Here is a 13,439-nt window from a genome sequence, read left to right on the forward strand (position 1 = left end):
CAGGACTATGCCATGAGCGGTCGCCGGGAAGGAACGGGCCCGCCGGCGCCGCTCGGCGAGGGCGGGGCCGGTCCCGGGCGGCTCAGCCGCGCTGCCGCGCGCAGCGGCGGCCCTTCGCAGGGGCGTCGCCGCGCCGCCGCCTCCGGACCGCGCCGGCCAGCGCCAGCGCGATCGCCGCGAGCGGCGCCCCGCGCGAGCCCTGCGCGCCGGCCACGACGCAGCCGCAGCCGCCGCCCGCGCCGGCTCCCCCCGCGCCGGCGCCGTCTCCGCCGGCGCCACCGGAGACGGCGTCGCTGCCGCCCGCGCCGCCGCTGCCGGCCGGCCCCGCGGCGCCGCCGCCCGCGCCGGGGTCCAGGCCCGCGCCCGTGGAGCCGCTCTCCCCGCCGGCCGCCGTCGTGCTCGCGTCGTCCACGCAGGCGCCGCCGGCGCAGATCTGCCCGCTCGGGCACACCGCTCCAGCGCACGCGTCCACGCACGCCCCGGCGTCGCAGCGCTGGCCGGGCGGACACGCGACGCCGACGCACGCCGACTCTCGACAAAGCCCGCTCGACTCCTCGCACGCGCGTCCGCTCGGGCACGGCGTGCAGGGACAGCTCGGCTTGCACACGCCGCCGTCGCAGACCGTGCCGCTCTCGCAGGTCACGTTGCTGCACGGGTCGACGCAGGCGCCGACCCGGCACACGGTCGGGAAAGGGCACTGCACTCCGTCGCAAGCCGCGCGGCACTGCCCGCCGATGCACACCTGGCCTTCGTCGCATTCGACCTCGGCGCAGGCCGGATCGACGCAGAACCCCGCGGCGTTGCAGCTCTTGTCGGCCGGGCACACGAACTCGCCCCTGCCGCACGCCTGCACGCACACGCCACGATCGCAGACGTGATCCGCCGGGCAGAGCTCGCCTTCGTCGGTGGCGCCGTTGCAGTCGTTGTCGAGCCCATCGCAGGTCTCCTGCGAGGAGGGCACGAGCCCCTGGCACGTGAGCCCATCCGCCGCGCACTGGGTCATCCCTGGCGCGCACACGCCGGGCAGCCCGGTGTCGCACGGCTCGCCGCCGCCGGTACAGGTGAGGCCGCTGAAGAAGTAGACGTAGTCGTTGTAGTCGCCGTCGTTGTTGAAGTCGCCGGGGTCCGGGCCGACGCTGCCGTCCTCGAAGGCGACGTAGAACGCGTTCGGCGTGGCCACCGAGGCGTAGATGACGGCGGTGACCCACGGGCCGGGCGGGGTGCAGCCCGTGCACACCTGATTCCAGCGCTGCTCGGAGTAGTGCGTCTGCTGGCCGATCAGCGCGAAGCCGATCTGCCCGCCCGCATAGGCGGGATCGCTCCGGATGTCCGCCGCGGTGATGACGGTGCCGACGGGGGAGCCGGCGGGGACGATCTCGTGGATGTCGTCGAGCGCCGGCGGCGCCGTGGCCCCGGGATCGACGTTGTACCAGCCGACCCCGAGGCGAGCCCCGGTCTGGCTGAGCACGAGCTCCGCCGTGAAGCCGCAGAGCGGCGAGAAGGTCGACGGCTCGGTGTTCCCATCAGCCTGGTAGTCGATCGCCTCTCCGCGGCTGGTGAACAGCGTGTAGAGCTGGGTCTCGCCGTTCATCGAGTCCTGCGGCATGACGGTGCCGTTCGGCTGGGTGATCAGCGCGCTCGCGGAGCGCGGTGACAGGCCGATGGCGAGCGCCGCCAGGAGAATCGAAGCAGGCTTCATGGTGCGGTGATACAGAGGCGCGCGCGCCAGCGTCAACGCAAACATGCCGCGACAGCATACGAGCGAGATGTCGGGCGCCCCCCCACCGGGGCCTGACCCAGGTTGCGGCGACCCGACCCGGGTTCCGACCCGAGCCAGGTTGCGGCGACCCGACCCAGGTTGCGCTCCGACCCGGGTTGCGACCCGACCCAGGTTGCGGCGACCCGACCCAGGCTGCGATCCGACCCAGGTTGCGGCGACCCGACCCAGGTTGGGCCCCCGACCCAGGTTGCGACCCGACCCGGGTTGCGACCCGACCCGGGTTGCGACCCGACCCAGGTTGCGACCCGACCCAGGTTGCGATCCGACCCAGGTTGCGATCCGACCCAGGTTGGGCCCCCCGACCCAGGTTGGGCCCCCGACCCAGGTTGGCCCCCGACCCAGGTTGCGACCCGACCCGGGTTGCGACCCGACCCAGGTTGGGCCCCCCGACCCAGGTTGGGCCCCCCGACCCAGGTTGGGCCCCCCGACCCAGGTTGGGCCCCCCGACCCAGGTTGGGCCCCCCGACCCAGGTTGGGCCCCCCGACCCAGGCTCCTCAGCCAGCGCGCGTCCGCGCGGATGACCTCCGAAAATTCGTCCTCAGGGTACGGGGCCCCCCGCCGCCGACGAGCTCGGTGGCGACGGCGGTCGGCTGCCCGCGCCGCGTTGACCTGCGGGGGTCGAGCTGGTAGCCCCCTCGTCAGGGCCGCCGCGCGCCCGCACCGCGCGCGGCCCCGGGGCCGACACGCCCCTGGAGGTCCACGCATGTTCCGCAAGACGCTCGCCGCTGCCCTCCCGCTCTCGCTCGCGCTCTTTGCCCTGGCCCGCGATGCCGCCGCGTCGAACTACCCGCCGAGCTATGATTACTGCGGGCCCACCACCACGGTGCACACAGGACCGTTCGAGATCATCCAGGATCCGGTCCGGACCGACGCCGCAAAGCTGACCATCGCCTACCGCGGTTACCTGCGCGCCCTCTATCCGGATCACGAGATCAACCTCTATGTCCGGCTGAACGGCAGCGACGCGTTCCTCCCCGCGAGCGCGGGCGCGCACGGCGACGCCTACGTCCTCGTGAGCAACGCGCCGCGCGACTGCGCGTGGTGCTCGCCGCCGCCCGACGCCTCGGGCCAGCGCGTCTGCGGCGGCGCGCCGCTGCCGCCCGCCTCGAGCGGCACCTGGGTCTGCAACGAGCCGACCTCGACCGAGGAGGCCCTGTTCCTCTGGGCCTACGATCAGTATGGCCGCCTGAACGCCTGGGACATCGAGGTCGCCGCCGAGTCCCACGGCGCGTGGGACAGCAACCTCGGCGCGAACTACGCGGCGCGGTTCGAGGCCCGCGCGAGCTGCTACTGAGCGCTCCGCGCGGCGACGGGAGACACGCGATGGGAGAATCGTTGAACAAGGAGAAGGCGCGGCGCGCCGCTGCGCGCCGCGACAGGCCCGGAGAGCAGTGCCGGGCCGAGCCCGGCGCCCTCCGGCCCGTGGTGGACCGGAACCGGTGCGAGGCGAAGGGCGATTGCGTGGAGGTCTGTCCTTATCAGGTCTTCGAGGTCGCCCGCATCGCGCCCGCCGACTTCGACGCCCTCTCGCTGCGCGGCAAGCTCAAGTCGCTCGTCCACGGCCGGAAGACGGCGATGACGCCGAACGCTGCCCGCTGCCAGGCGTGCGGCCTCTGCGTCGTCGCCTGCCCCGAGGAGGCGATCCACCTCGTGGCGGCGCCGCAGGCGGGGTGAAGCGCGGCCTCCCCGCGGGGCGCAGGCGCGCCCCTTCCTGGCTCAGGGCGCCGGCGGGTACGCCGGGCCGAAGCTGAGATCGGCCTCGCGTTGGGTGGTGAAGAACGGCGCCCGCGCGACCTCATCGGCGTAGATCGGCTGGACGACGCAGGTACGCTCGCCGCACTCGTCGGCCTCCGGGAAGATCACGTCGGCGACGAGCCAGAACCGCTGCTCGGCGTCGGCGGGAGCGAAGGTGACGGGCTGCTCGGGGAGATGAAACCCCGTGGGCCCGAGCTCCGCCCCGAGCGCGCCGTCGCAGAAGACCTTGATCCGCGGATGGACGTCGAAGGTCGCGCCGCCCGCGCCGAAGTAATGCACGCCGATCCGCGTCCACTGGCCCTTCGGCGGAAAATCGATGTTGATGTTCTCCGGCGCGCAGAAAGCGGCGTCATCGGGGTCGGTGACGAGGGGGTCGCAGCTGATGTTGTCGATATCGAGCCGCGGGCTGCGGCAACCGCGGCCGAAATCCCGCCACCGCTCGCCCATGCCCCGCGGGACGAAATAGCAGGTGTTGTTGCTGTCCTCCGGGTCGAGGTACCAGTTCACCGGATCGGGCGGCGTCGCCGAGTCGCTGAACCAGTCGATATCCGAGTAGGACGCGAACTCCTCGAGTGTGCAGTTGGTGTAGTTGCAGACCTCCGACGAGCCGCGGGACGCCCAGGGCAACGTGCTGTTCGGCCTGTGGAGGTGCAGGTCGAGATCGACGCTGAAAGGCTCATGCTCCCACTCGAGCTCGACGCGGAGGCCGCGCGCGCCGACGAAGAGCGGGTACGTGCAGCTCCTCGTGCCGCCGTCCATGAGCCCGCGCTTCGTGTACGTGACGGTGTATTCGCCGGATTGCAGCGGCCTGAAGTCGTCCGCCGGCGCCGTCCCGCCGACCTCGGGGCAAGGGTCCACGCCCTCGGGGCATTCCACCGTCCACGACTCGACGCCCGCATCCTCGCTGAACGTGCCCGTGCCCTCCTTGAGGTCGACGTGGGCGAACGGCGCCGCGTGCATCGGGCGGCAGCCGCCTTCGTCGTCCAGGAAGCAACTATCGGCCGCGTGCAGGCCGCCGACGCACGGGCCCCACGTGCCCGCGTCCTCGCAGATCTGCGTACCCGGATGGCAGCCCGCGTAGCCCCGGTACGACGGGTCCCCGCGAAAGCAGGCGTGCGCCTGGCCCGCGGTGCACGCGCACGTCTCGTCGACCTCGCCGTCGCAGTCGTCGTCGAGCCCGAGGTGGCTCTCGTCGCACAGCTCGTCGGCGCCGCACGCGCTCCCGCACGGGTTCATCGGCACACCGGCCCCTTCGCCGCCCGCGCCGCCAGCGCCGCCCGTCCCGCCAGCGCCGCCCGCGCCGCCCGCGCCGCCCGTCCCGCCAGCGCCGCCCGTCCCGCCCGCGCCGCCGCTGCCGCCCGCGCCGCCCTCACCGCCGCCGGCGCTCGACATGCTCGCCGACGTGGCGCCGCCGCCAGCGCCCGACGTGCTCGCCGACGCCGCACCGCCGTCACCGCCGGTCTCCACCGTGGAGCTGCAGCCACCCGCGACGATGCCGCCCGCCAGGGCGGCAGCACGCCAGAGAAGATACGACCGTTCACGAAACCGCAACATCGGACCTCCCACGCGACGACCCCGGCGCGGCGGCCCGGCAAGGACGCACTTTCCAGCGTCATGATGACGACGCACCTTCCAGCGCCAGCGCCAGCCTGAGGTCGATCTCGGCGACCGTATCAAGGCCTCACGCCGCCCCGCAACGGACGCGCACGCAAGCGACACGAAGGCGCCGCCCTCTCCCCCCGCGCAGGAGCCGCGCGGCGCTCCGCGCAGGAGCCGCGCGGCTTCCCCGCGCAGGAGCCGCGCGGCGCTCCGAGCCGGCAGGCGCGCCCCGCGGCGCCGCAGCCCCCCGCGCGGCAAGCCGCGCTCCCTCAGGCGACGCTGCGCGCTGTGCCGGACGCTGGCGCGGCCCCGTAGCTGGCGCGGTACCGCGCGTAGCGCTCGATGAGCTCGCTCGTGGTCTTGGGCATCGGCACACGCGCGCGGGTGATGTACGAGATCACGTTCTTGCCGCGAACGATCAGCTCGGCGCCCCGGGCCGCCTGCTCCCGCTCGGCGGGCGAGGCGTCCGGGCCGAGCAGCGGCTGGAAGGCGGCGAGCTTCTCCGCCGCGACGACGAAGGACGTCCAGACCTCGAAGATCTCCGCGTCGGTCCGCAGCGTCTCGCACTTCACCTTCGCCGCGTGCGCGAGCTCGTGGGCCAGGCGGTCCACCCCGGCGAACATCGGCAGTCCCGCGAAGGTGGCGATCATCTCGTCGCGGATGCCGTCAATCGCCCGCATGCTCTGCGCGATCTTGACATACCGGCTGTTGTAAAACGCCTCGACCGGGAAGGAGAACGCCTTGAACGGCTCCCCCCAGAGCTCGTCGAGCCCCTCCTCTCCGCTGCGGTGGAGCACCATCTTCCCGAGCGTCAGCGCCTCGAGGAGGTGCTCGCCGCACTCGCGCATGAGGGCGTTGTCGGGCTCGATGGCGACGCCGAGCTCCTGGATCTCGACGAGCTTCGTGAAGATGTCCGCCGCGCGGTTGAAGATCGCGCCGGCGAGCATGGCGCCCTTGACGCGCTTGCGCTGCGGGTCGGTCTCCGACTCGAAGGCGCGCCGCGCCTCGTCGAGCCGCTTGCCGGGCACGTTGATGCCGTGCTCGACATGGTTGAACAGGCGCCGCGTCAGCGCCTCGATGAGGCGCTTCTTCGCGAGCAGCGTGTCGGCCGGAGCCTCGTACGCCTTGATCCAGTATCCGTAGTAATAGACGCGTAGCTGGCCGTCGATGATCTGCTTCTTCCCGAGCGGTATCGCGCTGTCCATCACGCTGTCCATCACGCTGTCCATGGCCGGCCTCCGATCGGCTGCCAGGCGTCGTCCGGCGCGGTGGACACCGCGGGATGCGCGCCTCAAGGACATGCGCGTAGCATGGTCCCGAGGCGACCTGCAAGGCGCGGGCGCCGCGATCGGCGGTGTCGATCGCGCGAAACCGGGACTTAACCGACAGGAAAGAGTGCAGTGCGCGAGGTCATCGCCGCGGCCGTGCGCCGGCCCTCATCGCGCGCCGCGGCCGCGCCGGCGCCGCGCGGCCGCTCCGCGAGCATCGCGCATCGAGCGCGCGTTCGACGCGGGGTCACTGCCCGCTGCACCCCTCGAGCTCGGCCATCATCCGCCAGAAGGCGCTCGCCTTGACCACGCAGCTGTCCTGCGTCGTGTGGGTGTGCTCGTACTCGGCGTTGCCCGACGTATCGACGTCGAAATGCGGGTGTTGCATCGGGATCTCCTCCCCGTCCACGACAGCGGTGTGCCGCTCGCCGTTCCAGTGAACGTCGAGGTCCTCGAAGTCGTAAAGGATCTTCCCGTGGTCGCGGCAGAAATCGCGGATCTGCTGGTTGCGCTTCGCGCGGTTCACGCCGGCATACTCCTCGTCCCCGGGGCCCGTCATGTAGATGAACGTGACCTCGGGGAACTCCTGCCCGAGCGCGTCGAGCGTGTCGAGGTAGCGCTGCACGTCCTCCTCGGTCTGCTCGGAGATCTCCGACGACCACGACCACATCGAGTACCGGATCTCCGGGTGGGCGCGCAGGATGGCGCGCAGATCGTCGATCCCGTCCTGGCTCGCCCAGTACTGCTCGCCGTGGACGAGGTTACCGTCCGTCATCCCGTCCCACATCGGGAAGACGTCGGTCTCGGAGGGGACGTCGCAGTACTCTGCCTTGAAGCCGTACGCAGGGTTACCGGCCTCGATGCTCTCGGCGCCGACGATGATCTGCGAGCCGTGCGAGCGGTGGGCATAATGGAATATGAAATTGCCCGAACGGAGCGCGTCGAGGCAGCTCGCCGGGATGACGTCGAGCGCCGTGTGCCGGTGATCGAAGGTCCGTGCGTTCCCCGGATCGGGATCGGGGTCGCCGCCCGTCGTCGTTCCGGCGCCCGCGCCGCCCGGATCGCCGTCCGCGCGGTTGCTCTCCGCGGGATCATCGCCCCCGCAAGCCGCCGCACCGCCGAGGGCGAGGGCGAGTCCAAGGACGATCGCGCTTGAATGGTGCAATAATTTTATCATGGCATTGTGGATTCTAGACGGCGGCGCGGCGAGCGCAACAGGTCTCCTTGGCGTTCTCTTGCTGGCGTGCGGGGCCTTGCCGCGGCGTGGTGCTGGCGCGCCGGATCCCCTGGCCGCGGGCTGTCGTAGCCACGCTCGAGGAGCGCCCCAGCGGCCGTGCTGCATTGCGCAAGCGCCCCGCGCGCCTGCCCTTCGTGGTGGGGGGGCGGGTCGGCGGTCTCAGCAGGCCGGCCGCGCGCGCAGGGAACGGAAGAAGGCGCGCACGTCCTCGAGGAGAAGATCGGGCGCCTCGAGCGCCGCGAAGTGCCCGCCGCGCGGCATCTCCGTCCACCGTACCCGAACCCCGGCAGCGCCTGGACCACGACGTCGAACGCTCAGGCGGTGGGATGCGAGGGACGAATCCGCCGCCCTCGAGCGCGCCACGCCGGCGGCCGCCCGCCTGGGACGGCGTGGACGATGGCAGTCCAGCGCAGGCGACGGGTCATGGCCGGAGCCTTTCCTATCCTGTACGCTCATCCCATCTCCCTTGGCATTCGTGAGGAAGCCATCGCCATGCATTACGCCCCGGACTCTGTCGTAGGTGGGAAGTACCGTCTCGAGCGTCCGCTCTCGAGCGGCGGAATGGGCTCCGTGTGGCTGGCGCGGCACATCAACCTCGGCTCTCCCGTCGCGGTCAAATTCATGGCGCCGACGTATGCTGCGTCATCCACGTTCCTGGCCCGCTTCGAGCGCGAGGCCAGGATCGCCGCGAACCTCCAGAGTCCACACGTCGTCTACGTCCAGGACTATGGCATTGACGACGACACCCCCTATCTCGTGATGGAGCTGCTCCAGGGCGAGGATCTCGGCACGCGGCTCGAGCGCGTCGGCCGGCTCTCGCTCGCGGACGCCGCGCGGATCCTCGTGCAGGCGGGCAAGGCGATCCGTCGCGCGCACGACGCCGGCCTCGTCCACCGCGACCTCAAGCCGGCCAACCTGTTCCTCGTGCGCGCGGAGGAGGAGCAGGAGGAGCTCGTCAAGGTCCTCGACTTCGGCATCGTCAAGGAGACCGGCGCTCGCCTCACGGACGAGGTGACGCGCACCGGCGAGCTGCTCGGCTCACCCCACTACATGAGCCCCGAGCAGGTCCGGGGTGAAAAGGACGTGGACCCGCGCAGCGATCTCTGGTCGCTCGGGGTCATCCTGTTTTACGCCGTCACCGGCGAGCTCCCCTTCCAGGGCGACCAGCTCGGCGCGGTGATCGCCAACATCCTTGTCGCGCCCTTGCCGAGCGCGTCCCGGCGCGCGCCCGATCTGCCGCCGACCATCGACGCGTTCTTCGCGCGGGCGCTGGCGCGCGACCGGGCGCAGCGGTTCCAGTCGATCGGGGAGATGATCGGCGATCTCCGCCGGCTCGCGGGCATGGCGTCCCCGTCGATCCCGGACCTGCACCAATCCGGCTCGGGCGCGCCGACTTCCTCTCAGCCGAGCGCGGGTGTGGCGATACCGATTCACGATCTGGAGCTCGACGCGCCCGCGGTCTCGCAGCGCTCGATGAGGCCAGACACGTTGACCGGCGCCGGCTCGACGGCGCAGGAGGCCGGGCTCCAGAAGCCGTCGCGCGCGAGGCTGGTGGTCGGCGTCGCGGCGACGGTGCTCCTCGTCGCCGGCGTCACAGCCGCCGTGAGCCGGGGCAGCGCGAGCGGCCGGCGCGAGACAGGCGAGGGGGTCACCCCTGCGGCGGCGTCCGCCCCGGAGCAGAGCGCGGCCCGACCGCCGGCAGAGCCCGAGGCGCCGCCGGAGCCTCGGCCGATCGTGACGCCCGGCGATGCGTCTCCGCCCGAGCATCCGCCGAGCGCGACGTCCGGCGGGCCGGTTGCAGCCGCTTCCAGCGCGGCGACGGCCGCCCCCAGAGATGCGCGGGTGCGGCCATCGCCGTCGGCGACGGCGTCGCGGCCGTCGCCGGCGGCCAGGCCCAGGACGCCGCACACGAGCGTCTCCGACAGCGCCAGGAAGACGCCGGTTTCGCCGGTCCAGCACACGACAGCGCCCGAGCCCGACCGCGTCCCGATCCCGGAAGTCCCCTTCTGAGCCGACGAGCTCCCTCCTCGCGGGCCGTGCGTCTCGGAGCTCCCTCCCGGCTACGACCCCGTGGACTGATACCGCCGCTCCCCGAAGCGCCAGACGCGCAGCGACACGAGCAGGAACGCCACCCCCACGAGCGGCGACGCCCAGCGCGCGGCCTCCGGCAGGGCCGGCACGGTGGGCCGCTCGAGCAGCGCGCCCGCGGGGATGTAGCTGACGAACGCCAGCGGCACGACGAACGTGAAGAACCGCCGGAACCAGTCGCGGTACAGCGTGAGCGGGTACTGCGCCGCCTCCGTGCCGCCGTAGGTCACGGTATTCATGATCTCGAGCGACTCGACCGTCCAGAAGCACAGCGTCGCCTGGAGCACGAGGAGCCCGTAAAACACGCACGCGCCGCCCGCGATCGCGCCGGCGAGCAGCGCCGCCTTCGCGGCCGTCCACCCCACCTCCAGCGCGCCGCCGGCCCACGCGAGCATCACGAGGCCGACGGCGAGCCGCCCGGCGCGAAGGAACTGGAACTCGCGGGTCGCCACCTGGAACGCCGTGGAGCGCGGGCGCAGGAGGATCCTGTCGAAATCGCCGGACTTCACCGTCGTGGAGAAGGTGTCGAATCCGCGGCCGAACGACTCGGCGAGCGCGAACGAGACGTTGACGAGGCCGAACAGGAGCGCGACCTCGGCGAAGCGCCACCCCCGGACCGCGCCGAACCGATCGAACAGCGCCCACACGCCGAGCAGCTCGATCCCGACGGTGATGAACTGGCCGACGGACCACATCGCGAACGACGCGCGGTACTGCATCTGCGACCGCAGCGACGCGGCGGCGAGCCGGAGATAAAGCTTTGTCCCGTCGCGCGACATCTCGCCTCTTCCTCTCTTCCTCTTCGGTTCCTCTTCGGTTCCTCGTCTGTTCCTCGTCTGTTCCTCGTCTGTTCCTCGCCTCGTCCTCGCCTCTTCCCCGTCGGTTCCTGGCCTCTTGCTCCCCTTCCCCGTCGGCTCCCGCCCTCACCCGCCCTGCACCACGAGCCGCCGCAGGCCGCGCGCCACCATCGCGCGGCCGATCGCAACGAACGCCGCTGTCCACAGCGCCTGGTGCAGCAGCACGCCCGGGAGCGCCCCCGCGGGGAGGTGCCCGAGGTAGAGCCGGAACGGCGCGTCCATCATGCCGCGGAACGGCAGCGCGTCGAGCGCGGGCTGCATCCACGACGGGAACAGCGGCAGCGGCACCACCATGCCGGAGGCGACGAGGACGACCGACGGCACGATCCGCGCGATGCCTTCGCCCGACGTGGTCCACAGCATCGTCGACGTCACCGCCGTCGCGAACGCGCCCACGAGCGCCGCCGCGCCGACCATCGCCGCCGCCCACGCGCCGGCGGCGGCGAGCGACGGCGGCAGCGACATGCCGAGCAGCGGCACGGCCACCGCGAACATCGGCGCCGCGCGCAGCACCGTCGGCGCGAGGCGTGAGGCGAGCGCGCGGGCGAGCCACATCGCGTGCAGATCGAGCGGGCGCGCGAGCTCGTACCCCACCGCGCCGGTGCGGATCTGCTCGCGCACCTCGGGGTCGGGGTTCGTCGAGAACGGCATGAGCTGGAAGAACGCCTGCCCGAGCCACGTGTACGTGATCGCCTGCGCGAGGGCCATCGGCGGCGCCGCGGCGGGCGTGTGGCGCGCGGCGTCCGCGGCGCTCGCGTAGCTCGCGTAGCTCGCGTAGAACGCCTCGAGCACCATCACCTTGATGAGCCCCCAGAAGAGCTGCGTGCCGAACCCTGCGACGGCCGCCGCGCGGTACTGGAGAAGCGCGCGGAACCGCGCGCGGAACAGGGCGAGGTACGCGCGGAGCGCGCTCACGGCCGCGCGCTCCCCTCGCCCCCGTGGACGCCCTCGCCGTAGAGCCGCGCCACGATCTCGTCGATCGGCGGGTTCTGCACGAGCAGGTCGCGCACCGGGTAGCGGGCCGTGACGCGCCCGACGAGCTCCGCCGTCGAGATCGCCGCGGGATCGAAGCGCAGCGTCACGCGGTCGCCCTCGCGGCGGATCACCTCGGCGTGCGGCTCGTCGATCGACGCCGCGGGGTCGGTCAGGTCCACGATGAGCCAGCGCTCTGCGGTGACCTGGGCGCGGAGCGCCTCGAGCGAGCCGTCCGAGAGCACCCGGCCGCCGGCGATGAGGAGGACGCGCGAGCACAGCGCCTCGATGTCGTCCATGTCGTGCGTCGTCAGGATCACCGTGACCCCGCGCTCTCGGTTGAGCCGCTGGATGAAGCGCCGCACCGCGAGCTTCGAGACGGCGTCGAGGCCGATCGTGGGCTCGTCGAGGAAGAGCAGGTCGGGCGCGTGGAGCAGCGCGGCCGCGAGATCGCAGCGCATCCGCTGGCCGAGGCTGAGCTGCCTCACGGGCGTGTCGAGCAGCGGCGCGAGGTCGAGCATCGCGACGAGCTCGTCGCGCGCGCGGGCGTAGTCGGCCGCGCCGACGCGGTAGATGTCGCGGAGCAGCTCGAACGAGTCGATCACCGGCAGGTCCCACAGGAGCTGGGTGCGCTGGCCGAACACGACCCCGAGCCGCCGCACGTGCGCGACGCGCTCGCGCCACGGCACGCGGCCGTCCACCTCGCAGCGCCCCGAGTCCGGCACGAGGATGCCCGCGAGGATCTTCACCGTCGTCGACTTGCCGGCGCCGTTCGGGCCGATGTACCCGACGAGTTCGCCCCGCTCGAGGGAGAACGAGACGCCCGCGAGCGCGTCGACGGCGCGGTAGCGCGGGCGCAGTAGCCCCGCGACGGCGCCCCACGCGCCCGGCCGGCGCTCGGCCACCCGGTACGCCTTGCGGAGGTCCTCGACGATGATCAGCGGCACGCTCAGTCCCGGATATAGACGCTGAGCCCCTCGAAGCTCGCCGCGTTGTTCCTGTTTGCGAGCCTCGCCACGACGCGGATCGCGTCGCTCCCGCCGGCGGGGACCGTCATCGCGCAGCCGCTGCTCAGGTGGGTCGCGCTCGTTCCGCACCCGGCGCCGCCTTCCAGCTCGAACCCGTGGCACGCCATCACGCCGATCGGCGCGCCGCCGCGGAGCAGGGTCACCTCGATCCGCACGTGGTTCCCGCCGCTGTGCTCGTAGCGGTCGGCGTGCACGGGGAACTCCAGCTTCTTCCCCGCCGGGAAGGCGATCGCCTTCTCGACGGGGACATCGAGCCCCGGCAGATCGACCTGGCCCGCGGTCGGGCCGAGGCAGCTCAGGAGCACGCCCACCCCGAGCGCCGCCACGACGGCGCGCGTGCGGCCGCGGTTCGCTGTGGTCCTCACGGGCCGCGCCTCACTCGCCGGACTCTTCGAGCACGTCGCGCACCCAGGAGTAGACGGCGACCGTGCCGGGCAGGCCGAGCGTCGCCGCGGAGATCGCGACGACCTGCTCGATCTCCTCGGCCGAGATCCCCATGGCGAGGGCCTTGCGCACGCTCGAGTGCACAGCGCCCTCGCGCATCGCGCCGCACGCGAGGGCGAGCTTCAAGAGGCGCACCGTCTTCTCGGGGAGCGGTCCGTCCGCGCCGGCCTCGCCGAGCAGCGCCCAGGCCTCGCCGAGCTTCGGGAAGCGGCGGATGAACTCCTTGTGGGTTTCCGGGGGGTCCGGCATCTGCATGGTGCAACGCTCCTCTCGGCGAACAGGGTGGTGTGGAGAGACGACGTGTCCCGCACGGGATTATCCGCTGTCTCGCGCCCGGCCACCAGATCTCCCCTCCCCTCCCCGACGCCGCGATGGCGGCGCCTGCGCGCGCGCGTTACCGTGTTCGCCGT

The 13,439-nt window shown here is 72.4% G+C and carries 12 protein-coding genes; 3 read left to right on the forward strand and 9 right to left on the reverse strand.

What is annotated here, in order from left to right; translation table 11 throughout:
• Window positions 1-82: 82 nt before the first annotated feature.
• On the reverse strand, window positions 83-1,699 hold the full coding sequence (locus WMF24_RS35005; protein WP_437731787.1) for a MopE-related protein: 1,617 nt from the start codon (window positions 1,697-1,699) through the stop codon (window positions 83-85).
• Between the two features lie 785 nt (window positions 1,700-2,484).
• Between WMF24_RS35005 and WMF24_RS35010 the strand changes: the two genes are divergently transcribed.
• Both WMF24_RS35010 and WMF24_RS35015 read left to right on the forward strand, forming a co-directional pair.
• Window positions 2,485-3,075, forward strand: coding sequence for a hypothetical protein (locus WMF24_RS35010; RefSeq protein ID WP_437731788.1), 591 nt, complete (start codon window positions 2,485-2,487; stop codon window positions 3,073-3,075).
• Between the two features lie 29 nt (window positions 3,076-3,104).
• The gene (locus WMF24_RS35015; RefSeq protein WP_437731789.1) at window positions 3,105-3,455 is read left to right on the forward strand and encodes a 4Fe-4S binding protein; all 351 of its coding nucleotides are present in this window, start codon (window positions 3,105-3,107) and stop codon (window positions 3,453-3,455) included.
• A 42-nt stretch (window positions 3,456-3,497) separates the two neighbouring features.
• Here the strand turns inward: WMF24_RS35015 and WMF24_RS35020 are convergent, their stop codons facing one another.
• From WMF24_RS35020 to WMF24_RS35030, 3 genes are all read right to left on the reverse strand, one after another.
• Window positions 3,498-5,090, reverse strand: coding sequence for a hypothetical protein (locus WMF24_RS35020; RefSeq protein ID WP_437731790.1), 1,593 nt, complete (start codon window positions 5,088-5,090; stop codon window positions 3,498-3,500).
• A gap of 314 nt (window positions 5,091-5,404) precedes the next feature.
• Window positions 5,405-6,340 carry a hypothetical protein gene (locus WMF24_RS35025; protein WP_437738889.1) on the reverse strand — a complete coding sequence of 312 codons (936 nt, stop codon included), beginning with the start codon at window positions 6,338-6,340 and terminating at the stop codon, window positions 5,405-5,407.
• A gap of 310 nt (window positions 6,341-6,650) precedes the next feature.
• Window positions 6,651-7,568, reverse strand: a complete 918-nt coding sequence (locus WMF24_RS35030) for a hypothetical protein (RefSeq protein ID WP_437731791.1) — start codon at window positions 7,566-7,568, stop codon at window positions 6,651-6,653.
• A gap of 564 nt (window positions 7,569-8,132) precedes the next feature.
• Here WMF24_RS35030 and WMF24_RS35035 point away from each other — a divergent pair.
• Window positions 8,133-9,650, forward strand: a complete 1,518-nt coding sequence (locus tag WMF24_RS35035) for a protein kinase domain-containing protein (protein WP_437731792.1) — start codon at window positions 8,133-8,135, stop codon at window positions 9,648-9,650.
• A 50-nt stretch (window positions 9,651-9,700) separates the two neighbouring features.
• Here WMF24_RS35035 and WMF24_RS35040 read toward each other — a convergent pair whose 3' ends face one another.
• From WMF24_RS35040 to WMF24_RS35060, 5 genes are all read right to left on the reverse strand, one after another.
• Window positions 9,701-10,507 carry an ABC transporter permease gene (locus WMF24_RS35040; protein WP_437731793.1) on the reverse strand — a complete coding sequence of 269 codons (807 nt, stop codon included), beginning with the start codon at window positions 10,505-10,507 and terminating at the stop codon, window positions 9,701-9,703.
• Window positions 10,508-10,651: 144 nt separating this feature from the next.
• The gene (locus tag WMF24_RS35045) at window positions 10,652-11,500 is read right to left on the reverse strand and encodes an ABC transporter permease (protein ID WP_437731794.1); all 849 of its coding nucleotides are present in this window, start codon (window positions 11,498-11,500) and stop codon (window positions 10,652-10,654) included.
• A complete protein-coding gene (locus WMF24_RS35050) occupies window positions 11,497-12,504 on the reverse strand; it encodes an ABC transporter ATP-binding protein (RefSeq protein ID WP_437731795.1) in 1,008 nt (335 codons plus the stop codon). Before WMF24_RS35050 ends, WMF24_RS35045 begins: the two co-directional genes overlap by 4 nt.
• Before the next feature lie 2 nt (window positions 12,505-12,506).
• Entirely contained in the window at window positions 12,507-12,950 is a 444-nt protein-coding gene (locus tag WMF24_RS35055; protein WP_437731796.1) for a hypothetical protein, read from the reverse strand.
• 10 nt (window positions 12,951-12,960) lie between these two features.
• The gene (locus tag WMF24_RS35060; RefSeq protein ID WP_437731797.1) at window positions 12,961-13,284 is read right to left on the reverse strand and encodes a carboxymuconolactone decarboxylase family protein; all 324 of its coding nucleotides are present in this window, start codon (window positions 13,282-13,284) and stop codon (window positions 12,961-12,963) included.
• Window positions 13,285-13,439: the final 155 nt, after the last annotated feature.

The sequence above is a fragment of the Sorangium sp. So ce1335 genome, assembly GCF_051521615.1.
In the GTDB taxonomy this organism is placed as follows: Bacteria; Myxococcota_A; Polyangia; order Polyangiales; family Polyangiaceae; genus Sorangium.

Coding starts and splice junctions, on each gene's coding strand:
- WMF24_RS35015 (WP_437731789.1), top strand. CDS start 3,105: ATGGGAGAATCGTTGAACAAGGAGAAGGCGCGGCGCGCCGCTGCGCGC.
- WMF24_RS35005 (WP_437731787.1), bottom strand. CDS start 1,699: ATGAAGCCTGCTTCGATTCTCCTGGCGGCGCTCGCCATCGGCCTGTCA.
- WMF24_RS35010 (WP_437731788.1), top strand. CDS start 2,485: ATGTTCCGCAAGACGCTCGCCGCTGCCCTCCCGCTCTCGCTCGCGCTC.
- WMF24_RS35020 (WP_437731790.1), bottom strand. CDS start 5,090: ATGTTGCGGTTTCGTGAACGGTCGTATCTTCTCTGGCGTGCTGCCGCC.
- WMF24_RS35060 (WP_437731797.1), bottom strand. CDS start 13,284: ATGCAGATGCCGGACCCCCCGGAAACCCACAAGGAGTTCATCCGCCGC.
- WMF24_RS35025 (WP_437738889.1), bottom strand. CDS start 6,340: ATGGACAGCGCGATACCGCTCGGGAAGAAGCAGATCATCGACGGCCAG.
- WMF24_RS35035 (WP_437731792.1), top strand. CDS start 8,133: ATGCATTACGCCCCGGACTCTGTCGTAGGTGGGAAGTACCGTCTCGAG.
- WMF24_RS35040 (WP_437731793.1), bottom strand. CDS start 10,507: ATGTCGCGCGACGGGACAAAGCTTTATCTCCGGCTCGCCGCCGCGTCG.